Here is a 23,992-nt window from a genome sequence, read left to right as displayed (position 1 = left end):
TTTGCGCTGGTTTTGACTGCCGCCATTTCTGCGCGGGACATGCCGGGTGAGCAGGTGTTACGCCTTATCGTGTTTGTTGATTTGTGGTGCACAAGCGATTGATCTTGTGATGAATTCTCCCAAATCACATTCGCCCGTGCGATCTCCAGTATTCAGCAAGACAAGGTGCTTTGGTGATTTGGCTTCACTGGCACAAGACGTCTTTGTAGTCCGGCGGTTTTTTGCGGCGAAAGGGATGCCAGATCGAGATCTATCTAATTCTTATAATCAGTATTATGTTAAATAATGATACAGTAAACCATTGGCCCCGCGCCAAATTGCATAATTCTGACCCTTTAGACTAATTTTCGAACATATCTACATCTTTTCCGAATGTTACGAATAAGCAAACTTTCTGTGATTCTCATCAATGACGCTAGACAGAACCAGTTTTGCGCTTGTACAATCGATCACCAACATGGGGAAATTCATGGCATCTATGCTTATTTTGAACGGCCCGAACCTCAACCTTCTGGGGCAACGGCAACCCGAGGTGTACGGTAAAACAACTCTCGGGGATATTGAAACGCGCTGTAAGGCGCATGCACAAGCCGTTGGTTGCAGCCTTCTTTTCAGCCAAAGCAACCATGAAGGCGCACTGATCGATCAGATACATGCCGCCAAAGGTGTGCATGATGGGATCATTTTGAATGCCGGTGCCTACACCCACACCTCGATTGCGTTGATGGACGCCATCGCGTCTGTCGAGCTGCCTGTGATCGAGCTGCATCTGTCGAACATCCATGCCCGCGAAGCATTCAGGCACAAGTCCTATATCGCGCCGGTTGCCGTGGGTCAGATTTGCGGCTTTGGCGCGCATGGCTATATCCTTGCGATGGACGCTTTGCTGGCACATCTGGGTGCCGCCACATGACACTCGAATACATCGAAGCCATTACAAATGCGCAGTCTCTGGAAGAACTGTGGGCCATGCACACCGAGTTCATGGCATCGTATGGCTTTGATCGTTTGATTTACGGGTATACCAATTTTCGCACCAATGGATCTTTGGGCGACGTCGAAGACTTTATGATCCTGTCCAACCATGACCGCGCGTATCTGGACAAATTTTTGGGCGAAGGTCTGTACTTTAACGGCCCCATGATGCGCTGGTCGCTTGAGAACACCGGCGCCTGTAGCTGGAGCTGGGTCCAGAGTCAGGCGGCCCAGGGCAACCTGACCAAGGATGAAATATCCGTGTTTGAGGTGAACGCACAGATGGGCGTTTTTGCCGGCTACACGATCAGCTTTCCAACGATTTCGTCGCGCACCAAAGGCGCCATTGCCATGACCGCTCAGCGCGAGCTGAGCCAGGCGGACGTCGATTTCATTTGGGCCCGCGATGGTAAATTTATCGAGTTGGCGAACAACATCGCTCATCTCAAGATACTGTCCCTGCCCTATGACTATCCTGATCGCATGTTAACCAAGCGCCAGCGCGAAGTTCTCGAGTGGGTTGGTGACGGCAAGACGATTCAGGACATCGCAACCCTTATTGACCGCACACCTGCGACCATCGAAAAGCATCTGCGGCTTGCCAGAGAAGCACTGAACGTTGAAACAACGGCTCAGGCGCTGCTCAAAGCATCATTTCTTCACCAAATTTACCGTCCCTGACATTTTTAACAGCTTTTTGACGCTGTCTGGCGTCGAGAAGTAGGGTAAACCTGACTTGATTGACGTATGGTAACTATGTGACATTGGCAATGTTCCGTGAGTGGTGGCTTTGGCCTTGGAACTTTGTGGGCAAGATCTTCGAGATACCGAGGCTCTCTTGTTCGCTCCCGGTTTATACCCGGACGCTCGGCCTTGGAGTGCATTTTCGCTTCAGGGTCAGCAATCTTCGATTACGTCTCTCATCCCCATGAATAGAGACGATCGATAAAGGCGGCGTTACCTTTCCCCGGTGACGTCGCCTTTCATTTTTGGGCCATGTCCAATGGAGTGGTTCCTGTTAGCTGAATACCATCCCGTCCAACGCAAAACGCCGCCTGCGATTGCAGACGGCGTCTTGTTGTCATTCCATTGAGAAATGAAAGACTTTAGCCTTGAGCGGCCTTTGCAACTTCTGCTGCAAAATCTTCTTCTTTTTTCTCGATGCCTTCACCCACTTCCATGCGGATGTATCCAACGATTTCAGCACCAGCTTCTTTCGCAGCTGCTTCAACAGTCAGATCAGGGTTCACAACAAAGTTCTGACCCAGCAGGGTTACTTCGCTCATGAACTTCTTCATGCGGCCAACGATCATCTTTTCGATCACTTGCTCGGGCTTGCCCGACTCGCGTGCGATTTCGATTTGAACGTTACGCTCTTTTTCAACAACGGCTGCGTCCAGATCAGCTTCTGAAAGCGACTGGGGGTTCGCAGCTGCAATGTGCATCGCAACCTGTTTACCGAATGCTTCGTCGCCGCCTTTCAGCGCAACGAGAACACCGATTTTGCCCATGCCAGCAGTTGCCGGGTTGTGGACATAAGAAACAACAGTGTCACCTTCGATCGAAGCCATGCGGCGCACCGACATGTTTTCACCGATGGTTGCAACAGCGTCAGTCACAACTTCGGTAACTGGTTTGCCGTTCATGTCAGCCGTCAGCAGAGCTTCGGTTGAGTCAACGGTCAGTGCAACATCAGCGATGCCGCCAACCATTGCCTGGAAGTCTGCGTTTTTGCCAACAAAGTCGGTTTCCGAGTTCACTTCAACCGCGATACCTTTGCCACCGTCAACTTTAACGGCAACAAGACCTTCGGCTGCAATGCGGCCAGATTTCTTGGCTGCTTTGGCGAGACCTTTGGTGCGCAGCCAATCGATTGCTGCTTCCTGGTCACCGTCGTTTTCGGTCAGGGCTTTTTTCGCGTCCATCATGCCTGCGCCAGTCATCTCGCGCAGTTCTTTGACCATAGCTGCTGTGATCGCCATCTTGGCTCTCCTCGTCAAAAATGTGGTAATCGGGGGCGGGCTTACCCTGCCCCCGTATCAGAAATGTAAAGCTTACGCTTCAGCTGGCGCTTCAACAGCAACAGCTTCTTCTGCAGGTGCTTCTTCCATCGCGCCCAAGTCGATGCCAGCGGCACCCATCTGAGCGGTCATGCCGTCCAGAGCTGCGCGTGCAGCCAGGTCACAGTACAGAGCGATCGCACGTGCCGCATCGTCGTTGCCGGGGATGATGTAATCAACACCGTCAGGCGAGCAGTTTGTGTCAACGATCGCAACAACCGGAATACCCAGTTTGTTTGCTTCTGCGATGGCCAGAGCTTCTTTTTTCACGTCGATGACGAACAGCAGATCAGGAACGCCGCCCATTTCGCGGATGCCGCCCAAAGACGCCTGCAGTTTGGTCTGGTCACGTTCCATGCCCAGACGCTCTTTCTTGGTCAGGCCTTCGGCGCCGGTTGTCATCTTCTCGTCGATTTCTTTCAGACGGTTGATCGACTGCGACACAGTTTTCCAGTTGGTGAGCGTGCCACCCAACCAGCGGTGGTTCATGTAGTACTGAGCCGATTTGTCAGCAGCGTCTGCAATCGGTGCAGCAGCCTGACGCTTGGTACCAACGAACAGAACGCGGCCGCCCTTGGCGACGGTGTCACGGATGGCGTTCAGAGCAGCGTCCAGCATTGGAACGGTCTGTGTCAGGTCCATGATGTGGATGCCGTTGCGCGAGCCATAAATGAACTCGCCCATACGAGGGTTCCAGCGTTGTGTTTGGTGACCAAAGTGTACGCCTGCTTCGAGCAGCTGGCGCATGGTGAACTCGGGAAGAGCCATGCTTGTATTTCCTTTTCCGGTTTACGCCTTGGTGGGGATAAGTGAGAGCGGATGCTCCAACCGGCGGACTGTTCGGGATGTCTCCCCGAAGCAACCCAAACCCCACCTGCGGGTTTGAATAGCGCGCGTTTACACAAGAGTTTGCCAATGCACAAGCGTGAATCTGTGAAAAGCAATACACTTTTCCAAGGTTGCGCATTGATTGCCGTGACAGACTCGCAGAGACTTGTCTGAAACGCGCATCATGTCTCTTACTCAAAGGTGTTCGATGTCCAAGGTCCACTCAGCAAATATCGCGATTTTCTTCGCCGCCGTGACTTTTGTATCCGGTGCGGCGCATGCAGAAACGTTTGGATTGCCAAGCGCCTCTATCGGGAACGGCTGGACCTATGATCCCTACGGTCGTTTTGTCATGGCCTATCAGGCTTTTGACGACGGGCAGGACACGACATCCAATATTGTCGACATGTCGACCTCGACAAGCCGGTTTGGATTTTACCTCAAACGCAAAGACACGGACGACGGGGTGTCCTTCCAGTTCGAGACAGGATTGGGCTTGCGCGGCTCAAGCAAAACCAGCCAGACAAACACACCCGATCTGTTTGGATGGGATCGCAAACAGTTTCGTCAGGTTCAGGTGATCTATCGCGGCGCATTCGGCACCCTGCGCGCGGGACAAGGCAGCATGGCAACAGACAGCATTGCCGAGCTTGATTTGGGCAAAACCACCGTGGTTGCCAAATCCAACATTTCAGAGATGGGGGGATCATACCAGTTTCGCACAACCGGCGGCGCCCTGTCGGGCATTGATCTGGGCGACACATTCGACAGTTTTGACGGCGACCGGAAATTCCGCCTGCGCTATGACACGCCGGACTGGAACGGGTTTTCCATTGCTGCGGCATACGGCGAGGAAATTCTGACTTCGGGTGTAGATGACACGTTTTATGATGTCGCGCTGCGCTATGCGACCGATTTGGGGCGGTTCAAGCTTTCTGCCGGACTCGGCAACAGTTACGTCGATGTTGCCGGAGGGGCCACAGACTACACAACGGCTGGGTCTGTTTCCGTGCTGGATAAAAACACCGGGCTGAACCTGACCCTTGCCTCGGGGCGCGATGCCACCGCGACACAGCCCAGTTATGTCTGGGCCAAGGCCGGTTGGGACGCGGATTTTGCCTCTGCCGGGGTGACGCGTCTTTATATCGAAGGGTTTTGGGGCCGCGACTATGTCTCTGCCGGATCAGAAAGCGAAATGTGGGGGCTGGGTGTGATGCAGCGCATCAAGCGGTATAATCTGGATGTGTTTGCCGGATATCGCGTCTTTTCCTTTTCCGATACCAGCGCCACCCAATATCAAGATGGTGAAGCCCTTCAAATTGGCGCGCATATCACTTTTTAGGGTTTCTGAAGTCTGTTTTCCACGCCACTGCGCACCTGTGTCTCGCAATAGGCTGCCAGATCCTTGCGGGACTTGAAATCCGAAACCTTGACCGCTGAGTGATACACCAGTTCAACCGATCCCTGACGCCGCGCGCCAAGAATTTTCAGCATATGTTCGCCAAATTCCATGTCGCCCCACCAGCCGTAGAACCGCGCATCTTCGCCTTTCGGCGCGTGATAGATCACGGAAACCGGTTGAACATAGATCGTGTCGCGCAAACCTTCCGAAAAGAACGCCGCAAACAGGGTTGGTTTGAAGGGCAAGACACGGGTGGCGTCCGTTGATGTGCCTTCGGGAAAGAACAGCAACTTGTGTCCGGCGTTCAGACGGCTTTCAAAAACACCTTTCTGGGCGCGGGCTTCTTTGGGATCACGGTTGATGAATACCGTACCTGTTGCGCGGGCCAGCCATCCGATGCCGGGCCATTGGGCGACCTCTGCCTTGGACACGAAATAGATCCGCTTGCGGGCATTCAGGGCAAAGATATCCAGCCACGAAGAATGGTTTGCAACCACCGCACCGTGTTGTTTCATAAGTGCGCCCGTGGTGCGAAACGGCACGTTCAGGATGAAAAAGGCGGTGCGACAGACAAATTGCGTTATAAAAGGCGTCCACGGACGCCGCAGCCCGAACAACGGCCGCTCGACAAGCCGGACCAGAAGCAACACCAGCAACCCGCCAAAGACCAACGTGCCAAGGATAAGACCACGGACCAGCACAAGCGCCCATCCGATAACCCCCAGCGGTTTTGACACTGGATTGTCCTGATCGCTGTCCCAGGTTGGTGTCATGTGGTTTGCCCTCTGGTGTAAATCGCTTTTTGTTTGGCGTTGAGCCGCTGGGTGTCCATCACAAGACAAATGTCGGTGGTGTTAAATTCATGATCGACAAAGGCCCCCTCGCCCACACACCCGCCAAGACGCAGATAGGCTTTGATCAACGCCGGTACATCACGCATGGCAGTGACGCGGTTGATCTCCTGTTCTGGGATCAGGTCCATGGATTGAAACGCGGCGGCTTGGGCACGCACACGCAATTCTGGCGGCGCCAAATGGCGATGGTGCAACAACGACAAAGGTTCGGCCAGCTTGGCAACATCGGTGCCATGAAAACTGGCCACACCGAACAGGATGTCGATCTCATGCTGCAAGATATAGTCCGACAGGCCGTTCCACAAATGATACATCGCGGCGCCCCCGCGATAATCCGCATGCAGGCAGCTGCGCCCCAACTCGAGAAGCTTGCGCTGGCTTTCGCGCAAAACGCTCAGGTCATATTCGCTCTCTGAGTAGAAACGGCCAATCTCATTCGCTTTGCCTCCACGTAAAAGACGATAAACACCAATGGCTTGGTCGTCGTTCTTGCGGGACATATCGTACAAGATCAGATGGTCATAAAACGGGTCGAACTGATCCCGCTCGAGCCGTTTTTCATGATCGACATCTGCGCCGCCACCGCCCAACTCTGCAACAAAGACGTCGTAGCGAAGCCGTTGCGCGGCTTCGATTTCTGCGGGCGTTTCAGCAAGCTTTAATCTGAAGTCAGGGACGGGTTTGACCATGAAGAGGCATCTTTCCTGTTTCACGGCGTCTTAACGGTGGGAAAACACCTTGGCAACATCGACGCGGCGGGATCGGGCTTTTATTCCACTCAGGGTTGCGTTAACCAATTGTCAATCTCTTGCGCCTTCAATAACGGGCAACAACATCACATGAGAGCTGTTGATGACGATCTTGCCTGCGTCCCGGAAATTCACGGTCACCCGACCTCTAATGTTGGATTGCACTTGTCCCTGCCCCCAATCGGGCTGGTTCGGGTGGGTCACGACCATACCGGGTTCAAGAAAGGCGTTCAGATCGTCCATTGAGTCCCTCAAAACTTGGAAACGTTGTTATGAACAACAGTAATACAGATTTTGCCGCGCTGGTAGGTTCGCGTATCTGCCATGACCTGATAAGCCCTGTTGGCGCCATTGGAAACGGACTTGAGCTCATTGAAATGAGCGGCGCGGCCTCGGGGCCTGAACTCGAACTGATTTCTGACAGCGTCGGAAGCGCCAATGCACGCATCCGGTTCTTTCGCATTGCATTTGGTCACAGCGGCGCAGGCCAAGGCGTTTCTTTGAGTGAAATCAAATCGTTGCTGGCCGATGTCGAGGCCGGCGGACGCATTAGCTATGACTGGCAAGGCACGACATCGGTGGATCGCCCGCAATTGCGCGCTGTCTTCCTCGCGATCATGTGCCTCGAGACGGCACTTCCCTATGGTGGCGTGATCACGATCTCGCACAGAAATGATCTCTGGGATCTGTCCATTGTGGGAAGAAAGTTGAATATTGACAAAGATTTATGGGGTGATCTTCATCGAAGCGAAAAGCGGGTCGAAATCACCGCAGGCTTTGTCCAGTTTGGTTTGTTTCCCCCAACACTTGCCGAGTTGGGGAAAACGCTTTTCATGAAAGATGCGGACGGCGGTTTTTCGATCAGCTTCTGAATGGGTTAGCTTCTGACGGTGCCGTCACCAACAACCAGATACTTGAAGCTGGTCAATTGGGCGGCACCGACTGGACCGCGCGCATGCATCTTTCCGGTTGCGATGCCGATTTCGGCGCCCATTCCGAATTCACCGCCATCGGCAAACTGGGTCGAGGCGTTGCGCATCAGAATCGCACTATCCAGGCGCTCGAAAAAGCGATCCGCGGCCGCATCATCTTCGGTGATAATGCAATCCGTATGATCAGAGCCAAAGCGGCGGATATGGGCAATGGCGGCGTCGACGTCGGACACGACACAGGCCGCAATGTCCATATCGAGGTATTCCTTGCCCCAATCCTCTTCTGTTGCGGGCACTGTGCCTGCAACCTTGGCCGCAATGGTGTCATCCGCATGAACGGTCACACCCGCCTTGATCAGCGCCTCAAGAATGCCCTGCCCCACAGTATCGAGCAGGCTTTCATGGATCAAAAGGCACTCTGCCGCGCCGCAAATGCCCGTGCGCCGTGTCTTGGCGTTCAGCACCACATCCAGCGCCTTTTGAGGATCGGCAGCAGCGTCCAGATACACATGCACGATGCCCTCAAGGTGGGCAAAAACAGGTACGCGCGCTTCGCGCTGGACCAATCCGACCAGTCCCTTGCCACCCCGGGGAACAATCACATCGACAGTGTCGATCATCGTGAGAAGTTCCTGCACCGCGGCACGGTCCCGCGTTGGCACCAGTTGAATCGCATGTTCCGGCAGGCCAGTAGATTTCAGGCCCGCGACAAGACAAGCGTGGATTTCGCTGGAAGAATGAAAGCTTTCCGATCCGCCACGCAAGATCACGGCATTGCCTGACTTCAGGCAAAGCGCACCGGCATCCGCAGTCACATTCGGACGGCTTTCATAGATCACGCCGACAACCCCCAAAGGCGTGCGGACGCGCCGGATGTTCAATCCGGTCGGGCGATCCCATTCTTCGAGAACTTCTCCTACAGGATCAGCTTGCTCTGCCACGGCCCGCAATCCGCCAACGATCCCGCCAATCCGGTCTTTATCCAGCATCAAGCGGTCCATCATGGCGGGGCTCAGACCTTTTTCGCGGCCGAACTCCAGATCTTTGAGATTGGCCTGGATAATGGCGGCGCGATTGTCCCAAACAGCATCAGCAGCGCCCAGCAAAGCAGCCTTTTTGGCCTCGGCCGGGGCAAAGGCAAGATCTGCGGCAGCTGCTTTGGCTTTGGCTCCGATGTCTGCCATCAGGGCGGGAATGTCTGCGATGTCTTTCATGCGCCTGGTCCTTTTTCGAAAGTGCCGGGGGTGGTCTCCGGCAAAACTATTTTATCAATACCGGCCCTAGAGGGCCATATCGTCACGGTGGATAAGAGCGGTGCGTCCCGGATACCCGAGGATGCCCTCGATATCTTTGCTGTGGTGGCCCTTGATCGCGTCGGCCTCGTCCACGGCATAGGCCGAAAGCCCCTGCCCCAGTTTGTGACCATCCGGGCCCAGAATGGCCACCGGATCACCACGGCCAAAGGCGCCGGAAACGGCATTCACACCAGCCGACAAAAGGCTTTTGCCTTTATGAAGCGCGATTACGGCGCCGGCGTCCAGCGTCAGCGTGCCTTGGGGCTTCATCGAGCCGATCCACCGTTTACGGGCCTGATGTGGTGTGACAGTGGCCGTAAACCACGTGGCATTGGCACCGTTTTCCAGGGCCGTCAAAGGCCGCAATGCGCTGCCTTCGGTGATGGCCATGGCGCATCCGCCCGCGGTCGCGGTCTTCGCGGCCAGCAATTTGGTGATCATGCCGCCTTTGGACAAACCGGACGTGCCTTCGCCGGCCATCGCTTCGATCTCGGGGGTGATTTCGTCAATCACGTCATAGCGGTGCGCATCGGGGTTGGTCATGGGGTTGTCGCTATAGAAACCGTCCACATCCGACAGCAGGATCAACCGGTCTGCCCCCGTGGTCAGAGCCACCTGCGCGGCCAGACGGTCATTGTCGCCATAGCGGATTTCGTCGGTGGCCACCGTGTCATTTTCGTTGACGATCGGCACTGCCCCGAAGCCCAGCAATTGTTCCAGCGTCGCACGGGAATTGAGATAGCGGCGCCGGTTTGCGCTGTCTTCCAGCGTCACCAGAACCTGTGCGGTTGTGATGTTGAGCGGCGTTAACGCCTCTTCGTATGCCCGCGCAAGGCGAATTTGCCCCACGGCCGCTGCTGCTTGTGACTGCTCAAGCGGCAACTCGGCGCGGGGCAATCCCAGAACGCCGCGCCCCAGTGCAATCGAGCCGGAAGAGACCAGAACAACGTCTGTCCCCTGCCCTTTGAGCCAAGCCACGTCTTCGGCCAGCCCCTGCAACCAGTCTTTGCGCAAATCCCCACTGTTCCGATCCACCAACAAGGCAGATCCGATTTTGATCACAACACGTTTTGCGTCAGTCAGGGTCGCCAATCTTCAGGCTCCTCGCCAAGTTTTTTCTGCCGGAGGCGGTTATCGTCAATCTGTTGGCGCAAGGCCCGCAAAACATCCGTCACGCCTTCTTTGCTGACGCCGGACATCAACATGACCTTTGTGCCTGTGGCGGCCTCGAGTTCGTCTTTGATGAACTCGCGCTCCTCTGCGTCCAGCGTGTCGATCTTGTTCAACACCGTGACGCGGGGCTTTTCGGCAAGGAAACCGCCATAGGCCTCGATTTCTTTGACGATGGTCTGGTGATCCTCGATAGGTGTGCCCGACGTGCCATCGACGAGATGCAGCAAAACGGCGCATCGTTCGACGTGTCCAAGGAACAAGTCGCCAAGACCGCGCCCCTCTGAGGCACCTTCGATCAGACCGGGAATATCGGCCACGACAAATTCGACATTATCAACGCCTACAACACCCAGATTCGGGTGCAGCGTTGTGAACGGGTAATCTGCAATTTTGGGGCGCGCATTTGATGTCGCCGACAAGAAGGTCGATTTGCCCGCATTGGGCAGACCCAAAAGACCCACATCCGCAATCAGTTTCAGACGTAGCCACAATGTGCGCTCGACACCGGCAAGACCGGGGTTCGCACGGCGTGGCGCCTGGTTGGTCGCGGATTTGAAGTGCAGGTTCCCGAAACCGCCGTTACCGCCCTTGGCGAGCAAGACGCGCTGGCCGACTTCGGTCAGGTCGGCAATTAGGGTTTCCTGATCTTCGTCCAGAATTTCGGTGCCGACGGGCACGCGCAGAATGATATCGTCCCCGGATTTACCGGTGCGCTGTTGCCCCATTCCGGGCTGGCCGTTCTTGGCGAAAAAGTGCTGTTGATAGCGGAAATCGATCAAGGTGTTCAAGCCTTCGACCGCTTCGGCCCAGACATATCCACCATTGCCGCCGTCGCCACCATCAGGGCCACCGTATTCGATGTATTTTTCACGACGGAAGGACACACAGCCGCCACCGCCGCCACCCGAACGGATATAAACCTTGGCAAGGTCGAGGAATTTCATCTGTTTATCCTTTCGGGCGAGGGGTTGCCCCGCGTGATAACGCCAAGCGGGGCAAGGCTCAATGTTGTTTCAGCTTTGTTTCAGGCTGTAGGTCCATGTGGGCACAGCTGCGTCGCGCGCCACCGAAAAACTCTCGGCATCGCCAAGGTATTGGAAACCACAGTTGGTCAGAACACGGGCCGATGCCGGATTGTCCTGAAAGACACTTGCGAAAATCGTGTCGCTTTGCAGGGGGTTTGCCGCAATCAGGGTGCGCACCGCCTCGGAGGCAAGACCGGTGTTCCAGAACGCAGGCGCCACCCAGTAGCCGATTTCGGATTTGCCGTGATCTACGCGAGTCAGCCCGATTACGCCCATCACTTCGGGGCCGCCATCGGCCGTCCCGTCCATCGCCCAGATATCTTCCATGCGGTCTTCGGATTGCGCACGCTGAATCAGGGCTTCGATACTGCCCGGTGGCAGAGGATGCGGGATCGATGTCGTGTTTGCGGCGACATCCTTGTCTCCGGCATACATCTCGATCAGGCCTTGATCCGAACGGCGCAAGGGACGCAATACAATGCGGTCGGCATTGATAACGGGTTGGTTAACGATCGTGTCGTGTTTCATATGCCTGCCCTCCTCAAAACAGCACATACAGAACCGAGGCCACCGTCAAAGCGGCCAAGGTTCGCATCAAATAACGTTCCGCGGGACGACCCGCGACAAAACGAGCGATCCGGTCTCCTCCATAAGTCCAGATCGGGTGGAAAATCGCCTGACATGCCAGCAAACAGATGGCGATTGTCGCCGTCGCTTGCAAGACGGGCGTGTCCGGCGTCACAAAACTGGTAAAGCCCGTAACAATCATGGCCCATGCTTTGGGGTTGAGTGGGTGCACCACCAAACCAGCGGCAAAACCGGGGGCCTTTTCGACCGAGGCGCCGTCTGGTGACAAACGCAAATGCGCGACACGCCAAGCCAGATAACAGATATAGGCGGCGGAAATCCATTTCAGCGCCACAAACAGACCGGGCACCGTATCGGCCAAAGACATCAGGCCAAATCCGATGGGCCAGATAATCAATTGCTTGCCCAAGGCAACGCCGGCCACAAATGGCAAGGCGGCCCTGAACCCAAAGCGGGCTCCGGTGGCAAGAAGCGCCATGTTTGCGGGGCCCGGTGTTGCCACCTGGCTTGCTGCGAATGCACTAAAACTGATGATCGCAACGGGCATGTCCGCTGCTCCTGTTTGCTAAATAAAAAGGGACCGGCCTGTTCAGCCGGTCCCTTAATGTCTTCATACCTTTAAGGTCGGCTTATTCTGCGGCCTCCGCCAGTGGCAGAACCGAAATAAAGGTGCGGCCTTTGAGGCCTTTGTGGAACTTCACGTTGCCTTCGGTGGTTGCAAAGATGGTGTGATCTTTGCCCATGCCGACGCCTTCGCCCGGCCACATTTTTGTGCCGCGCTGACGCATGATGATGTTCCCGGGGATGACGTTCTCACCACCGTATTTTTTTACACCAAGACGGCGACCCGCTGAGTCGCGACCGTTGCGGGAGCTACCGCCAGCTTTTTTATGTGCCATATCGCTTGTCTCCTAATCTCAGCTTATGCCAGTTCTTTGGCTTGATCGACCCAGCCTTCACGCTCGATGCGGCCTTTGAACGACAATTTCTCGTCGAACTCGGCAATATCGGCTTCGGTCCAGGCTGCGATTTGTGCGAAAGTTGTCACGCCAGCTTCAAGAAGTTTCTTCTCGAGAGCGGGACCAACACCCGACAGTTTCTTCAGATCGTCTGCGCCAGCAGGAGCTTCTGCTTTAGCAGCTTTCTTTGGTGCCGCTTTCTTGGCAGGAGCAGCAGCTTCAACAGCAGCAGCCGATACCGAGCCAGCACCAACAGCAGCTTTTACGCCCGACTTGTCTGCGCCAGCGGCGAGAATGTCGGTGATACGAACCAAAGTCAGTTTTTGACGGTGACCCTTGGTGCGCTTCGAGCTGTGCTTACGACGACGCTTAACGAAGTGGATGACCTTTTCGCCTTTGATCTGGTCGATCACTTCGGCTTGAACGCCTGCGTCTGCAACCAGAGGGGCGCCAACAACAGTGTTGTCTCCGCCAAGCATCAGAACTTCGTTAAATTGTACGGTTTCGCCAGCGTCAGCAGCAAGTTTCTCAACGCGGAGCACATCGCCCGATTGAACCTTGTACTGTTTGCCGCCGGTCTTCAGGACTGCGAACATGTCCTATTCCTTTGATTTGACCGCGTTCTGTGGCCCCCTTTCGGGTGTTTGTGGATTGGGTTACCCCGCACCGCCTCGAACCGCGCGCCTATTTTTAGGCGTTGTTTCAACAAAACACGGCGCAAGGAGGTCCTTACGCCGGATGCGGGCTTATCCAGACTTTCGGCGAACGTGTCAAGACCTATTGTTTACAGGCATCAAAGCTCTTGTGCGGGCCCCAATTGCCCCAGCATCAGGGCCAATGCTTCGAACCGGTTCATCATCACTTCGTAATGCACCGCATTCATCAACTCGTACACCGTGGCCATGTCCGGATGTTCAAGCGCTTCTGCATAGATCAGAACGTCTTTGTCGGAAAAATCGCGGTATGTCCATGCGTTGGCCACCAAGGCGGATTCGTTGATGAGATCCCGCAGGGATTCATAATCTTCTGCAACCGCAGCCCGCAGCCCGTCTTCGTCCGTGCGCAACTGGATAATTCCGGCATAGGCCGCGGCAAGAACAAATCGGATCTGGACTTCCTGAAACGCCTTGGGGCCGATATCGTTGGGATCAATCGCCTGCCCCATGCGTTCAAATGCCATGACACGTTCATGGTTGTCCGACATCAATTCCTCAAGAATTTCCTGCCCCTCGGTTTGCTTTACCTCGTCATCGGCAAAATGGGCGATGTTTTCCGCCTCGACCAGACGCATGCCAAGGTCAGAAGCGTAAAATCCGGCGGCGTGTGCCAGAACATCGTCATCCAGTGTGGCCTCAAGGATTGTGATGGCACGGTCCCGCATGATCTCTTCCGAAAACACCAGATCAGCTGCCCGCGCCCATTCCGACCCGAACTCGGCCTCTTCCAGACCGAGCATCGATGGCGCCCCCGCCGCAGACAGAGCGATGGAATCAATCGCCACATCGAACCCAGTGGTTTTCAGGAACGCTTCAACGCTTTCACGCGAGGCCGAAAAAGACACGCTTGCCGTCGTGACAAGACAGATTGCACCCACCGCAATTGTCTTGAACAAACCTGCAAAACCCCTTGCCATCATAAGGTCCTTTCCGTTTCCTTTTTTTCTCGAGATGTAGCGTAGCAAAAATCTTTTGCCAAACAATGCAAAACGCCTCTTGCACCCTTCTGGAAACATCATTAAACGCCCCTTCACCAAGACCCCCGCGGAGAGGTGCCGGAGTGGTCGAACGGGGCGGTCTCGAAAACCGTTGAGCCTTCACGGGTTCCCAGGGTTCGAATCCCTGTCTCTCCGCCATTAAATCAATGACTTAGCCAAATAGAAATGAACCCTTCGGGGTGCTGTCTCGGTGTATCATTTGCATTCCATTTGCGTTTCATCACTCGGTCGCTTCGTCTTTGGTGCGTACCCAACCCTTTTGTATAGGGTGGTCAAAGGCTTCAGGTACTCTTTGTCTTATAATACGAATTAGGGGCAATGCAGTGGCCCATGCTTCGCTTGCTAGTCGATTTGTCTCCGAGATTTCATCCTGTACCTTTGCAGGCAAATTGTAATCATCGTGTTTCGGATGCTTAATACTCTGAAGCCAGCGACCATTGAATTCTTCTGGCGATGAATGAACGCCTAGATAGTTGTCAAACTGCTTGAGACTATAGCAAAAATCCTGAAATATCGGTTCTATCTTTCTGTCTTGAAAGTAAACCAAATCAAGTTCCACTTCTGTTAGAAGGTAATCGATTTCGTATAGATATCGGGACTCAATTCCTCTGTGAAAATCGTGATCTTTCAGCATGGTGCGCATTTTGCCTGTCAAATAGCACAACATCTCTCGGGCAACCCTTATGTCATTGGGAGTTGAAGCACGGAACACTACTTCTTCGCTGTGTTTGAACTCGGTCAAAATCCAAAAACCGATGGCGATTAGAAAAGCGACCGTTGGCTCTCCTTCAATACGCCATTCATCCGAAGGCCAAAGCAACCATAGAAAAGTCACGAATGCAGCCAAGCCTGAAGCAATGCGTGCAGTTGTTTGATAGTATCTACTCACAACAAAGCCCCCCTTGCCGCTTCTGCGGCTTTGCGGTCTTCTTCGTCATCTACCGTTATGTACCCTACCGTAGAGCGAATATCGGCGTGCCCTGCCCGCGTTTTGATTGTGACACTGTCTACACCCGCCTTGTGTAGTTGGGTAAGGTTGTAGTGCCTTGTGCCATGTAAAGGTGATACCTCACGCGAGACTTGCGCTGCGTCTCTTATTCGTCCAGCCGATCGGCTCATTTCTTCCAAGTCCAAAACCTGACCGAACGGATCACAGAAAACCAAATCATTGTCTGCCCATGAGCGGCCAGCCTTAAGACGCCACGCGGCGACCCTTTTACGTTGCTGGTGCAATAGCTGGACGGTTGGTTCCAACATTGAAATGTTGCGAATACCTGCGGTTGATTTGGGCGTTTTGAAATAGACCTCCCGCCCCGTTGGCTGCGTGGCCGCGCGTGTGATTGAAGCGGTCATGGCAACAAGGTCAAGATCGGACCAACGCAAGGCGGCAATTTCACCGCGTCTCAATCCAAGATGTGACGATAGACGTAAAATGAATCCAATTTGACCAAATAGCGCCCTGCTGGCTTCTGCTTCATCTAGAATTGATTGCATCTCTGTACGAGATGGGGCGCGTCGGGTGCGTTTATCCAGACCGTTTGGCGATTCCAGTGCTCTCGTGGGGTTGCGGTCAATCTCGCTAGCTTTTTCCATAGCATTGAAGAATGCACGTATTACGGACTTGTAATGATTCAAAGTCCGTGCGGACGGTATCCGCCCGGTAGGAGTGTCTCCCGCCGCAAGACGTCCATATGCAGACTCGATGTCCGCACTTGTCAGTTTTTTGTAGGGACGGTCACCCAGTAGACGACCCCATGCCGCGATCCGTTCACGGTATCCAACCGCTGTTTTTTCACCAATTTTTCCAATCCCCAAGCGATGATCAACCCAAGTATCCGCGCGACTGATAAGGGACTCTTTGCCCGTTCCCGTCCCGCGCCGTTCCTGTTCTACTTTGAAGTGAAACGCTAGGTCTTCAGACTTGAATGTTCGAGAGTCTCGGACTGTCTTGCCATGCCTGTCGCGACCTGCCGACCATTGTACGGTCCAGCGTCCATCAGATGATTTGTAAAGGCTTGCCATCTCACCCCCCTGCCCTGTGAGCCGCGATCCGACACTTATTTGAACAGAATTTGGTTACGCGGCCCTTACTGGGCACCAGCAATGCGTTGCACGTTTGGCAGTTTGCCAAATTGAGACGATCCGACCAAACCTGTGACAGCTTTTGCGCGATTTGGGTAGTCAGATGGTCCGGCGTCCAAAAATAGGTCGTTTGGAACGACCCGCCTTTTTCATCCAACGCAAAATGGAATTGCGCGAACCTGTGTTCCTGCATCGCGGTATTTATGCGCGTAGCGAATTCTTGCGAAAGGTTCGGGTCGAGTCGGTCAATCGGGGTGCGCTGTTTGTCACGGTCTGGCTCTGTCCAAGCGGCGTCAACGAACTGATTTAGCCAATCCGGAAAGGTATTGACGTCTTCACCCAAGCAAATTTTTTGCATTTCTTCATGGTTCCTTTAAACGCATTCAATGTATTTAACCTAACATGCATTTATGTTATTGACAATAAAATACCCATTCTGTTGTTTTATACAAGTAACGCTTTTTGGCGTATTTACCGTAACGATGGGAAATGCTATGGAAAAACCGACCAAATCAACCCGCCGTCCTTTGGCAGACCTTGCCGCGCCGTCCGGCGTAACACCCGCTGCGATCTACCGCGCCGCCAAACTAGGACTCATCCCCTTTATACCTGCCGGTGCGAAACTGATGATTACCGAAGAGGCGTTCGAATACCATCTAGCTAATGGGTACGGACGCCATGTGCCGCCCTACGGTTCGTAAGTTCACTTGAAATTCATCGCACGTAACACCCGGAACCTGAAACTGACAGACCAACGGTTGTGCATGAAAAAACCCCGTCGCGAAATGAATCGTGACGGGGCCAAATCGTAACCTCAAAAGGATCAAAAAAGAGGTCTGTCATATGAATGGTTATACTATAACACCCACCGCACATCAAGTGGCGTACCGTGCTGGGTTTACCGAAACCATCCCCGTAATCCCGCCGAACGCCACATTGCACGAACACAGTCTGGTGGACCCTGACGCGCGGGGCAAAGTACCCGCTGATTTCTACTCAGGTGCTTGGGACGGTCTTGGATGTTGGCCCTCCTATCAGATGACAGAAGCCCTAGCCGTCAAGTGGGACCAGCTAGGCGCAAATGTGGGCCTTAAATGCGGCCCTGTCTGGGTGGCGCTGGATATCGATGTCACCGACGAGATATTGGCCCGTGCTATGTACGATTATCTGATGGGCGAAGCCGCCAGAACGGGGGCTGTGTGGCCTGTCCGTGTCGGTAAGGCACCGAAGTTTATGATCCTGTTTAAAGTCTCTGGTGATCCGATTTTGTCGCGCCAGTACCCGATGCGGAAAGAAGGCGTCGAAGGCCGTCAACTGATCGAAGTCAAAGGTCAGTCCAACAAGAAGACCCCGACACAGGTTGTGATCTATGGTGGCCACCCAGAGGGTATGGATTACCAGTGGGATCGCACTATCACAGCCGACATGATGCCGCTTGTGACACAGGAATACATGGACGCTTTGGTGGATTACTGTTTGCGGATCGCCGAGTCACATGGCTGGACGCGTGGCAGAGCGACCAAAACAGGATCAAACGATGGCACCAGTGCTTTGGGTGCCCAGCCCTTTGATCAGTCGCTGGTCGCCCCTCTGGTGGATATGATTGGTAATGATGATCTGGAATACGACGACTGGGTGCGCGTAGGATATGCAATCAAAGCCTCGCTGGGGGATGTCGGATGGCAGGCGTTTGCCACATGGTCCGCAAAGGCCGCAAAAGACGATCCGAAAATGACCAAGCGAATATGGTCTGGACTAAAGCCTGACGGGTCCACAGGCTTTGGGACATTGGTACACCTAGCCCGACAGGACCAAGGCGGGTTTCTACCGCCTGAGATTGCGTCCCGTGTACGGTATGGGGCCGCAGTGTCCACTATGCCTACCTCACCTGCTGGTGTACCGCTCGCACCTGCTGATGGTGCAGAGAATACCCCATGGATCGATTATGTGGTGGACTCGGATGGGAACCCTGTCGCCAACAAAGGGAATGTTCACGCCTACCTTCACAACATGGATATGTGGCGAGATTGCTTTGCCTTCGATGCGTTCAACCAGCAACCAATCATGACCGCCCCGATCCCGAAATCACCTGACCGTCGTGTGGGACGCATGCTGACCGATAACGATTATCGGGTGGTCCATGTCTGGTTTCAGATGAACGTGTTTCAGAAGATTACTAAAGGGGATGTCATTGATGCCGTGGATATACGTTGTCATGAGAATGTGTATGAGCCTGTGCAGCACTATCTTGAAGGGGTTCAATGGGATGGGGTGCCCCGCATTAGCAATTGGTTGATCGACTATGGGGGAGTCGTGCTTCATACGTTGGACCCTTCCAAATTGCACTATGTCGGTCAGGTTGGGCGCAAATGGATGATCAGCGCCGTTGCACGGGCCATGAAACCGGGCTGTCAGGTCGATCACGCTCTAATCCTTGAAGGTGGCCAAGGGGTGGGTAAATCATCCGTCCTGCGAGAGTTGTGCCCCGATCCTGATTGGTTCTCTGATGGTGTGCCCGACTTTCACACCAAAGATGCCAGCGAGCATTTGAACGGGAAATGGATCATCGAACTGGCCGAACTAACATCTGTCTGGCGTAGCAATCTGGAAGATATGCGCCGTTTCCTGACACGTCGGGTGGAACAGTATCGGGCAAGCTATGGACGGCTGGAAACAAAAGCCCCGCGCCGTTGTGTGTTTGCAGGTACGACCAACCGCGATGACTACATCAAGGATGCCGAAGGCGAGCGTCGGTTCTGGATCGTGCGCTGTGACGGTGTGATGGACATTGCAGGCGTGAAGCGCGACCGCGACCAGCTATGGGCCGAAGCTGTCCATGCCTACAAAGCTGGTGAGCAATGGTGGCTGTCACCCGAGATGGAAGCTGTCGCACGTCAGGTGCAGCAAAGCCGAAATCCCAAGGAAGAATGGGAAGTCGGACTGACCATGTTTTTGGCCGATAAATCTCAAACCTGTGTGAGAGAATGCATGTTCGCGCTAGGGTTGGAACCAATCAACGGCAAGAGAGATACGAAGATGGAACAGGCTGTTGGTCGTGCCCTGCGTCAGAACGGTTGGGTTCCCGACGGTGTGATGGGTGTTCCCTACAGGAACTCAAGACGCTTTATTCGAGTGTAGAACGGTCGTATCAAAATAGGTAGAACACCCCCGTTCTACCTATTATATTCGATCACCTATCGGTTTGTAGATCGCATCGACAGTACGTACTCTCCCTCCATATGAATTCTCAATATTGTTTATTATCAATCACTTAGTGTTATATTAATATTCATATAGTAGGTAGAACGATGAGGTGTTCTACATTGGTGTTTTGGATGTTGTGTACTTTATAGAAAACCGATACGCGATCTACATTAACATGTTAAATTATAACCTATTCGCTATCGATCCGTCACCGATCCAAAGCCCTGTCCATCACCGATCCACCAACACTTCATCCCCACACACCTATAGCCCAACAGCTATTCGTTCTCTGACCGATGATGGGCCGCTGGTGTCTGTCTTGGGGGAGGGCATCCAGCAACTATCGCGGGGAACGCGCACCGCGCAGGGAAGTTGATCTTGAGAAAACACCGCAAAAATCACTTCATGGACGCGGCGATTGTGGGGTGTTAAAATACCCCATATCGCGCCCGCCCCGACACGGACAGCGCAGCCATTTGAAGGTGATTTTCGATGGATCAGACGATTCTAGACGAAATTAGGGCCATCGACGTAGCGAATGCGATCACCAACGCTAGACGACGAATTGCGCGTCACGCTGGTTGCCCGACACGGTATCAGCACCCCGCCCCGGACACCCATGTAATCACCTGTGCTGGCGTCACGCTAACAGTTGACCCCACTGGCGTCCGAAACAGCAATGACATCGTCCGACAGTGGAAACATGAGGCCGCAACGCAGGGAGTCTTTCTATGAACCAAATGTGGGCAGCTTTATTGGGTGACGCAGCACAATGGCTTGTTGTTTCATAAGGTCGGCAATTCCAATTCGACTAATTTACAGAACCTTCGTAACCTGCAACCGTCGCGCCTATGTCAGTGGGAGAGCATTATTCAAAAACAAGTTTTAGTTGCCCTGCATGTTTCGCTGTTTGCTTCAGTTGCCGACGCGGAAACCGTATGGCTTGAACAAATGTACTGTTTCTTAGATGAACAAGGTCGCGGAAGTATTCCTCACCTAGTCGCTCGAATGGATGGCTATCTTGAGCGATCATTCATGTTCTGGGACGACTCTACTGGCGGGTCACTTTCCTGCGATGGCTTCACATGCACCGGTAAGCAATTCGACGGAGAAGAAGTAACAATCCGCTTGCCCAGCCAAAGTGAAGTCTCTGAAGGCAATCATAAGTTTATTCCAGACAGGGGAATTGCAGAAATTCAAACCTCTTCACCAACCAAGAACGGCGAAAAACCAAAATTGGAGAACCGTGTATTCGATTACCGCTGTTCGCGAATTCCAAGTTACCATGACGACGGAGATATAACACTGCCTGCACGAGTGGTTGGTTTCTTAGCTTCAAACGCGATGAAAAGCGAATCGTGGCTCAGGGGGTGTAAAGAAAGAGAGGTGTTCTTGCGAGGCGACCTCAATGCTTGTGAGGCAAAAAAGTAGGGACCACTATTGGGATCAATACAACCATTTACAAACACCCCGATTGGCGCGGGTTGGGACAAGCAATGACAGATAATGTGTATTCCATCGACACAGGCGAACCGTTGCGTGACGCAGACGTTTCACCCGAACCGCACGTCATCCGCGTGCGCATCGAACTGCCAGAGCCAGAGCCTGTGCCCTTAATCACGCCTTTGGGCATCGTGTTTGCCGTGCTGGCTGGCTTGGTATCCTATGCGGCTGTGTCGTCAATGTTATGAGCCAGAGGCTGATGGAATTGCTCACTCTGCCTGTTGTCGTGAGCGTCAATTGCGACCCGAGACATTGCGGACGACATAGGGAGTTTGAGGTGCAAAAACTCATTGGCTTGCTAGGCGCTGATGCGCGGTTGGGTGATGTCACCCAGCGGCTAAGGTGCAGCACCTGTGGGCGACGTCCAGACGGTCTTGTTTTGTGTACGGTGCGTGGTGGCAGTTGACCGTTTGCAAAAATTGACCCCGCCTCCTGGGGAAGAAGCGGGGTGAGGTTGATTAAAATTCAACTCGCAAACACACACATACCCAGAATATGGGCGGGACAACTCATCTTATTCAAGATTCGATATGTGATTCCATGACCCAAATCAATTATCGCAACACCACAGCCGTCGGGCGCATTCTTATTTGCTGGTGCTGAGTGTGTAAGCGCCCCGATAAAGAGGGCCAAAATCGGGACGCTGTGCGCTTTCTTCGTGCGCCAGCCTGCGTCGGCTGGCCAGATCAAGCGCAGCCCCAGCTAACACCCGCATTAGCAAATTAGCAATATCTACTTTGCAAATTTGCAGAATCACCTCATACTGTCGGCACCTTCTTGATAGGACCGACAACAATGACGCTGAACGTAAAATCTGCACCCGTAGCAGCACGCAAAGTCACAAAGCGCACAGGCTACACGCGCCGCCAGTTGTCGGAAATCTCCAAAGCTGAACAGAATGACACACAAGGCGCGACAGCCGAACGCGAACGCATTGCGGCTGGGTTCTGTGCTGATGCTGACAATGCGCAGCAACTCATCCGTGACACAGAGCGTCACGCTGATGACTTCACCCGCGCTGCATTGTGCCTGCGCCACCCGACAACACCCGCAACCGATGCTGTGAGCCACCTAGCCCGCAAAGCCGCCCTGCTTGGCTGTGATGCCGCGCCCTTGGTTGCGCTGATGAATGACGCGGCGACAAGGGCCAGAGACAGCGCGAGACGGGCGCAAGACAGGCTATCTTGCCGCTGACTGGGTCACAGAAGGATCACTCATTCCTGTGAAACAGGGCATGGTCGGAACGGCTCTGCTGAACCGATTTAAGGTTGGCGTGATCACCACGATCACAGAAGATATCAAACGTGTCAGTGCCGTTGATCTGGTGGCCACAATCGAAGGCTCAATCATCGAAGACTGTGCCGCCGCTCTGGATCAGTTTTTCTTCGATGCCGAAGCCGCAACCGCCCATGTCCGACCCGCTGGAATGATGAACGGCGCGACGACACAGGTATCGGCAGGCGCGAGTATTGAACAGATCAACACCGACCTGAAATGGTTGCTGCAACAAATGCTGACGATCCGTGCGCGTAAGCCTGTCTTGATCCTGCACCCGCTGACGCTTGCCGCGCTTTCTATGGTCACGACCACGGGCACTGGTGTCTATGCGTTCAAGGCTGACATTGCCGCTGGGAAGCTGGCCGGACTGCCGTTTATCACCAGCGATCTTGCCGACCCGATCCAGATTATTGCCATGGATGCCGACTCGGTTTTCATCGGTCTGGACCTGCCAGAGTTCGACGCATCAAGCGAAGCAATGCTGGTCATGGGCGACGACCCAGAGGCCGACGAAGGCACCGTACAGACCCGCTCGCTGTTCCAAACTTGGACGTCCGCTGTCCGCTTTATCCAGCCTGTTTCGTGGGGAACGACACGAGCGGGTGCAGTCGTCGCGATCACGGGGGTCGATTACTGATATGGGAACGTAAAGGAGATTTTGAGGTCGCAACTGCCCGTGATCGGACGCTGATCGCAACCGTTCGATGCAGCCGCATCAAGCAAACAATCGCAACGGCAACACCCGATGCCGTGGCCTTCCACGTGCCAAGCAACCAAACCCTCAAGGCCGATGTCGAAGTGGCCTTGGTTGGATACCACGCCGCACTTAAGGAGATGTCGAAATGATCGAATACGCAATTTTGGAGGCCGAGAAAAAGTTGCGGCGCGAGTTGAAATATGAAGAGGTGGAAAGCCTGAAATCATATGTCCGAGAAGACTTGAGCGTTATGGCAATCGAATACGCCGTTTTGCTTGGTTCAATCCATGATCGGTTGGAGGACGCAGCATGAGAAGCCAAGCCGACGCGCAACGTGTTTTGGCCAACTCTGCCAAGATCGAAGGCAACCGTGAAGACCTTCTGAAACGTGCCGCTGAATGCCGCAAAGCTGGTTTGCTGGTTGCGGCAAGAGAGTTGGAAAAGGCGGCAATACGTGGATGAAATTGAAAGCTGAAACGTCGGATTTTTTACATAGTGGGCGGACGCAGACATTCGCTGCAATCGCATAGTTCAGCATGGTAGTCTCATGAGGCCCAGCCGATTGGTCATTTCTGGAGTTAATCTTGACCTCATGGAAGTAGGCAAAACTAAGTAACTCCACGCTCAGCCAAAAATTGCATTTTGCCTTGCACAGCATCCTCAAAGGTGTACCT

General features: G+C 54.0%; 27 protein-coding genes and 1 tRNA gene. 13 read left to right on the top strand and 15 right to left on the bottom strand.

Features of this window, described 5'->3' with window-relative positions; genetic code table 11:
• The first annotated feature begins 469 nt into the window (after positions 1-469).
• Both aroQ and PH7735_RS08905 read left to right on the top strand, forming a co-directional pair.
• Positions 470-913 carry a type II 3-dehydroquinate dehydratase gene (aroQ, locus tag PH7735_RS08910; protein ID WP_058311215.1) on the top strand — a complete coding sequence of 148 codons (444 nt, stop codon included), beginning with the start codon at positions 470-472 and terminating at the stop codon, positions 911-913.
• Entirely contained in the window at positions 910-1,656 is a 747-nt protein-coding gene (locus PH7735_RS08905; RefSeq protein WP_058310895.1) for a LuxR family transcriptional regulator, read from the top strand. Before aroQ ends, PH7735_RS08905 begins: the two co-directional genes overlap by 4 nt.
• A 425-nt stretch (positions 1,657-2,081) precedes the next feature.
• On the opposite strand, the gene tsf is transcribed toward PH7735_RS08905, so the two are convergent.
• Positions 2,082-2,957, bottom strand: a complete 876-nt coding sequence (gene tsf, locus PH7735_RS08900) for a translation elongation factor Ts (RefSeq protein WP_058310894.1) — start codon at positions 2,955-2,957, stop codon at positions 2,082-2,084.
• Positions 2,958-3,029: 72 nt separating this feature from the next.
• Positions 3,030-3,803, bottom strand: coding sequence for a 30S ribosomal protein S2 (gene rpsB / locus PH7735_RS08895; RefSeq protein WP_058310893.1), 774 nt, complete (start codon positions 3,801-3,803; stop codon positions 3,030-3,032).
• Positions 3,804-4,047: 244 nt separating this feature from the next.
• Between rpsB and PH7735_RS08890 the strand changes: the two genes are divergently transcribed.
• Positions 4,048-5,205 (top strand): porin, encoded by a 1,158-nt coding sequence (locus PH7735_RS08890; RefSeq protein ID WP_082645164.1) that lies wholly within the window; start codon positions 4,048-4,050, stop codon positions 5,203-5,205.
• On the opposite strand, the gene olsA is transcribed toward PH7735_RS08890, so the two are convergent.
• The 3 genes from olsA to PH7735_RS08875 all read right to left on the bottom strand — a co-directional run bounded on the left by olsA (position 5,202) and on the right by PH7735_RS08875 (position 7,111).
• Positions 5,202-6,038, bottom strand: coding sequence for a lyso-ornithine lipid O-acyltransferase (gene olsA / locus PH7735_RS08885; RefSeq protein ID WP_058310891.1), 837 nt, complete (start codon positions 6,036-6,038; stop codon positions 5,202-5,204). The two genes, PH7735_RS08890 and olsA, sit on opposite strands and share 4 nt — an antisense overlap.
• Positions 6,035-6,808, bottom strand: a complete 774-nt coding sequence (olsB, locus tag PH7735_RS08880) for an L-ornithine N(alpha)-acyltransferase (protein ID WP_058310890.1) — start codon at positions 6,806-6,808, stop codon at positions 6,035-6,037. Before olsB ends, olsA begins: the two co-directional genes overlap by 4 nt.
• A 111-nt stretch (positions 6,809-6,919) precedes the next feature.
• Positions 6,920-7,111, bottom strand: a complete 192-nt coding sequence (locus PH7735_RS08875; protein ID WP_058310889.1) for a DUF3553 domain-containing protein — start codon at positions 7,109-7,111, stop codon at positions 6,920-6,922.
• 29 nt (positions 7,112-7,140) lie between these two features.
• Here PH7735_RS08875 and PH7735_RS08870 point away from each other — a divergent pair, with 29 nt between their 5' ends.
• Positions 7,141-7,740, top strand: a complete 600-nt coding sequence (locus PH7735_RS08870; RefSeq protein ID WP_058310888.1) for a histidine phosphotransferase family protein — start codon at positions 7,141-7,143, stop codon at positions 7,738-7,740.
• A 5-nt stretch (positions 7,741-7,745) separates the two neighbouring features.
• On the opposite strand, the gene PH7735_RS08865 is transcribed toward PH7735_RS08870, so the two are convergent.
• The 8 genes from PH7735_RS08865 to PH7735_RS08830 all read right to left on the bottom strand — a co-directional run bounded on the left by PH7735_RS08865 (position 7,746) and on the right by PH7735_RS08830 (position 14,473).
• Entirely contained in the window at positions 7,746-9,014 is a 1,269-nt protein-coding gene (locus tag PH7735_RS08865; RefSeq protein ID WP_058310887.1) for a glutamate-5-semialdehyde dehydrogenase, read from the bottom strand.
• A gap of 66 nt (positions 9,015-9,080) precedes the next feature.
• Positions 9,081-10,187 carry a glutamate 5-kinase gene (gene proB / locus PH7735_RS08860; protein ID WP_058310886.1) on the bottom strand — a complete coding sequence of 369 codons (1,107 nt, stop codon included), beginning with the start codon at positions 10,185-10,187 and terminating at the stop codon, positions 9,081-9,083.
• Entirely contained in the window at positions 10,175-11,212 is a 1,038-nt protein-coding gene (gene obgE / locus PH7735_RS08855; protein WP_058310885.1) for a GTPase ObgE, read from the bottom strand. The genes proB and obgE overlap by 13 nt, the downstream gene beginning before the upstream one ends.
• A gap of 69 nt (positions 11,213-11,281) precedes the next feature.
• Positions 11,282-11,821 carry a GNAT family N-acetyltransferase gene (locus tag PH7735_RS08850; protein WP_058310884.1) on the bottom strand — a complete coding sequence of 180 codons (540 nt, stop codon included), beginning with the start codon at positions 11,819-11,821 and terminating at the stop codon, positions 11,282-11,284.
• A 13-nt stretch (positions 11,822-11,834) separates the two neighbouring features.
• Entirely contained in the window at positions 11,835-12,428 is a 594-nt protein-coding gene (locus PH7735_RS08845) for a LysE family translocator (RefSeq protein ID WP_058310883.1), read from the bottom strand.
• A gap of 82 nt (positions 12,429-12,510) precedes the next feature.
• Positions 12,511-12,780 carry a 50S ribosomal protein L27 gene (gene rpmA, locus PH7735_RS08840; RefSeq protein WP_058310882.1) on the bottom strand — a complete coding sequence of 90 codons (270 nt, stop codon included), beginning with the start codon at positions 12,778-12,780 and terminating at the stop codon, positions 12,511-12,513.
• A 23-nt stretch (positions 12,781-12,803) separates the two neighbouring features.
• Positions 12,804-13,436 (bottom strand): 50S ribosomal protein L21, encoded by a 633-nt coding sequence (locus tag PH7735_RS08835; protein ID WP_058310881.1) that lies wholly within the window; start codon positions 13,434-13,436, stop codon positions 12,804-12,806.
• Positions 13,437-13,633: 197 nt separating this feature from the next.
• Positions 13,634-14,473 (bottom strand): DUF2059 domain-containing protein, encoded by an 840-nt coding sequence (locus PH7735_RS08830; RefSeq protein WP_082645205.1) that lies wholly within the window; start codon positions 14,471-14,473, stop codon positions 13,634-13,636.
• Between the two features lie 129 nt (positions 14,474-14,602).
• Between PH7735_RS08830 and PH7735_RS08825 the strand changes: the two genes are divergently transcribed.
• Positions 14,603-14,692 (top strand) — tRNA-Ser (locus PH7735_RS08825).
• An 82-nt stretch (positions 14,693-14,774) separates the two neighbouring features.
• On the opposite strand, the gene PH7735_RS08820 is transcribed toward PH7735_RS08825, so the two are convergent.
• Complete coding sequence (locus tag PH7735_RS08820; protein WP_058310880.1) at positions 14,775-15,443, bottom strand: hypothetical protein; 669 nt, start codon at positions 15,441-15,443, stop codon at positions 14,775-14,777.
• A complete protein-coding gene (locus PH7735_RS08815) occupies positions 15,440-16,576 on the bottom strand; it encodes a tyrosine-type recombinase/integrase (protein ID WP_058310879.1) in 1,137 nt (378 codons plus the stop codon). The genes PH7735_RS08820 and PH7735_RS08815 overlap by 4 nt, the downstream gene beginning before the upstream one ends.
• Positions 16,577-17,130: 554 nt before the next feature.
• Between PH7735_RS08815 and PH7735_RS08805 the strand changes: the two genes are divergently transcribed.
• The 8 genes from PH7735_RS08805 to PH7735_RS20690 all read left to right on the top strand — a co-directional run bounded on the left by PH7735_RS08805 (position 17,131) and on the right by PH7735_RS20690 (position 23,780).
• Positions 17,131-17,337, top strand: a complete 207-nt coding sequence (locus tag PH7735_RS08805) for a hypothetical protein (protein WP_058310877.1) — start codon at positions 17,131-17,133, stop codon at positions 17,335-17,337.
• Positions 17,338-17,479: 142 nt separating this feature from the next.
• The gene (locus tag PH7735_RS08800) at positions 17,480-19,774 is read left to right on the top strand and encodes a VapE domain-containing protein (protein ID WP_058310876.1); all 2,295 of its coding nucleotides are present in this window, start codon (positions 17,480-17,482) and stop codon (positions 19,772-19,774) included.
• An 825-nt stretch (positions 19,775-20,599) separates the two neighbouring features.
• Positions 20,600-21,271: a hypothetical protein gene (locus PH7735_RS08790; RefSeq protein WP_145865288.1), complete on the top strand. Its 672-nt coding sequence runs from the start codon at positions 20,600-20,602 to the stop codon at positions 21,269-21,271.
• Between the two features lie 65 nt (positions 21,272-21,336).
• Entirely contained in the window at positions 21,337-21,531 is a 195-nt protein-coding gene (locus PH7735_RS08785) for a thiamine pyrophosphate-dependent enzyme (protein ID WP_058310873.1), read from the top strand.
• Between the two features lie 607 nt (positions 21,532-22,138).
• Entirely contained in the window at positions 22,139-22,537 is a 399-nt protein-coding gene (locus PH7735_RS08780) for a hypothetical protein (protein ID WP_058310872.1), read from the top strand.
• A complete protein-coding gene (locus tag PH7735_RS08775) occupies positions 22,473-23,258 on the top strand; it encodes a phage major capsid protein (protein ID WP_082645163.1) in 786 nt (261 codons plus the stop codon). Before PH7735_RS08780 ends, PH7735_RS08775 begins: the two co-directional genes overlap by 65 nt.
• Before the next feature lie 205 nt (positions 23,259-23,463).
• The gene (locus tag PH7735_RS20695; protein WP_158503206.1) at positions 23,464-23,631 is read left to right on the top strand and encodes a hypothetical protein; all 168 of its coding nucleotides are present in this window, start codon (positions 23,464-23,466) and stop codon (positions 23,629-23,631) included.
• Complete coding sequence (locus tag PH7735_RS20690) at positions 23,628-23,780, top strand: hypothetical protein (RefSeq protein WP_158503204.1); 153 nt, start codon at positions 23,628-23,630, stop codon at positions 23,778-23,780. Before PH7735_RS20695 ends, PH7735_RS20690 begins: the two co-directional genes overlap by 4 nt.
• Positions 23,781-23,992: the final 212 nt, after the last annotated feature.

The sequence above is a fragment of the Shimia thalassica genome, from assembly GCF_001458215.1.
Taxonomy (GTDB): Bacteria; Pseudomonadota; Alphaproteobacteria; order Rhodobacterales; family Rhodobacteraceae; genus Shimia; species Shimia thalassica.
Note: the sequence above shows the minus strand (reverse complement) of the source record. Positions and strands in the feature narration are given on the sequence as shown.

Excerpts from the sequence above, each read along its gene's own strand:
- aroQ (WP_058311215.1), top strand. The coding sequence starts at position 470 with ATGGCATCTATGCTTATTTTGAACGGCCCGAACCTCAACCTTCTGGGG.
- PH7735_RS08905 (WP_058310895.1), top strand. The coding sequence starts at position 910 with ATGACACTCGAATACATCGAAGCCATTACAAATGCGCAGTCTCTGGAA.
- tsf (WP_058310894.1), bottom strand. The coding sequence starts at position 2,957 with ATGGCGATCACAGCAGCTATGGTCAAAGAACTGCGCGAGATGACTGGC.
- rpsB (WP_058310893.1), bottom strand. The coding sequence starts at position 3,803 with ATGGCTCTTCCCGAGTTCACCATGCGCCAGCTGCTCGAAGCAGGCGTA.
- PH7735_RS08890 (WP_082645164.1), top strand. The coding sequence starts at position 4,048 with ATGTCTCTTACTCAAAGGTGTTCGATGTCCAAGGTCCACTCAGCAAAT.
- olsA (WP_058310891.1), bottom strand. The coding sequence starts at position 6,038 with ATGACACCAACCTGGGACAGCGATCAGGACAATCCAGTGTCAAAACCG.
- olsB (WP_058310890.1), bottom strand. The coding sequence starts at position 6,808 with ATGGTCAAACCCGTCCCTGACTTCAGATTAAAGCTTGCTGAAACGCCC.
- PH7735_RS08875 (WP_058310889.1), bottom strand. The coding sequence starts at position 7,111 with ATGGACGATCTGAACGCCTTTCTTGAACCCGGTATGGTCGTGACCCAC.
- PH7735_RS08870 (WP_058310888.1), top strand. The coding sequence starts at position 7,141 with ATGAACAACAGTAATACAGATTTTGCCGCGCTGGTAGGTTCGCGTATC.
- PH7735_RS08865 (WP_058310887.1), bottom strand. The coding sequence starts at position 9,014 with ATGAAAGACATCGCAGACATTCCCGCCCTGATGGCAGACATCGGAGCC.
- obgE (WP_058310885.1), bottom strand. The coding sequence starts at position 11,212 with ATGAAATTCCTCGACCTTGCCAAGGTTTATATCCGTTCGGGTGGCGGC.
- PH7735_RS08850 (WP_058310884.1), bottom strand. The coding sequence starts at position 11,821 with ATGAAACACGACACGATCGTTAACCAACCCGTTATCAATGCCGACCGC.
- PH7735_RS08845 (WP_058310883.1), bottom strand. The coding sequence starts at position 12,428 with ATGCCCGTTGCGATCATCAGTTTTAGTGCATTCGCAGCAAGCCAGGTG.
- rpmA (WP_058310882.1), bottom strand. The coding sequence starts at position 12,780 with ATGGCACATAAAAAAGCTGGCGGTAGCTCCCGCAACGGTCGCGACTCA.
- PH7735_RS08835 (WP_058310881.1), bottom strand. The coding sequence starts at position 13,436 with ATGTTCGCAGTCCTGAAGACCGGCGGCAAACAGTACAAGGTTCAATCG.
- PH7735_RS08830 (WP_082645205.1), bottom strand. The coding sequence starts at position 14,473 with ATGGCAAGGGGTTTTGCAGGTTTGTTCAAGACAATTGCGGTGGGTGCA.
- PH7735_RS08815 (WP_058310879.1), bottom strand. The coding sequence starts at position 16,576 with ATGGCAAGCCTTTACAAATCATCTGATGGACGCTGGACCGTACAATGG.
- PH7735_RS08805 (WP_058310877.1), top strand. The coding sequence starts at position 17,131 with ATGGAAAAACCGACCAAATCAACCCGCCGTCCTTTGGCAGACCTTGCC.
- PH7735_RS08800 (WP_058310876.1), top strand. The coding sequence starts at position 17,480 with ATGAATGGTTATACTATAACACCCACCGCACATCAAGTGGCGTACCGT.
- PH7735_RS08785 (WP_058310873.1), top strand. The coding sequence starts at position 21,337 with ATGACAGATAATGTGTATTCCATCGACACAGGCGAACCGTTGCGTGAC.
- PH7735_RS08780 (WP_058310872.1), top strand. The coding sequence starts at position 22,139 with ATGACGCTGAACGTAAAATCTGCACCCGTAGCAGCACGCAAAGTCACA.
- PH7735_RS08775 (WP_082645163.1), top strand. The coding sequence starts at position 22,473 with ATGACGCGGCGACAAGGGCCAGAGACAGCGCGAGACGGGCGCAAGACA.
- PH7735_RS20695 (WP_158503206.1), top strand. The coding sequence starts at position 23,464 with ATGATCGAATACGCAATTTTGGAGGCCGAGAAAAAGTTGCGGCGCGAG.
- PH7735_RS20690 (WP_158503204.1), top strand. The coding sequence starts at position 23,628 with ATGAGAAGCCAAGCCGACGCGCAACGTGTTTTGGCCAACTCTGCCAAG.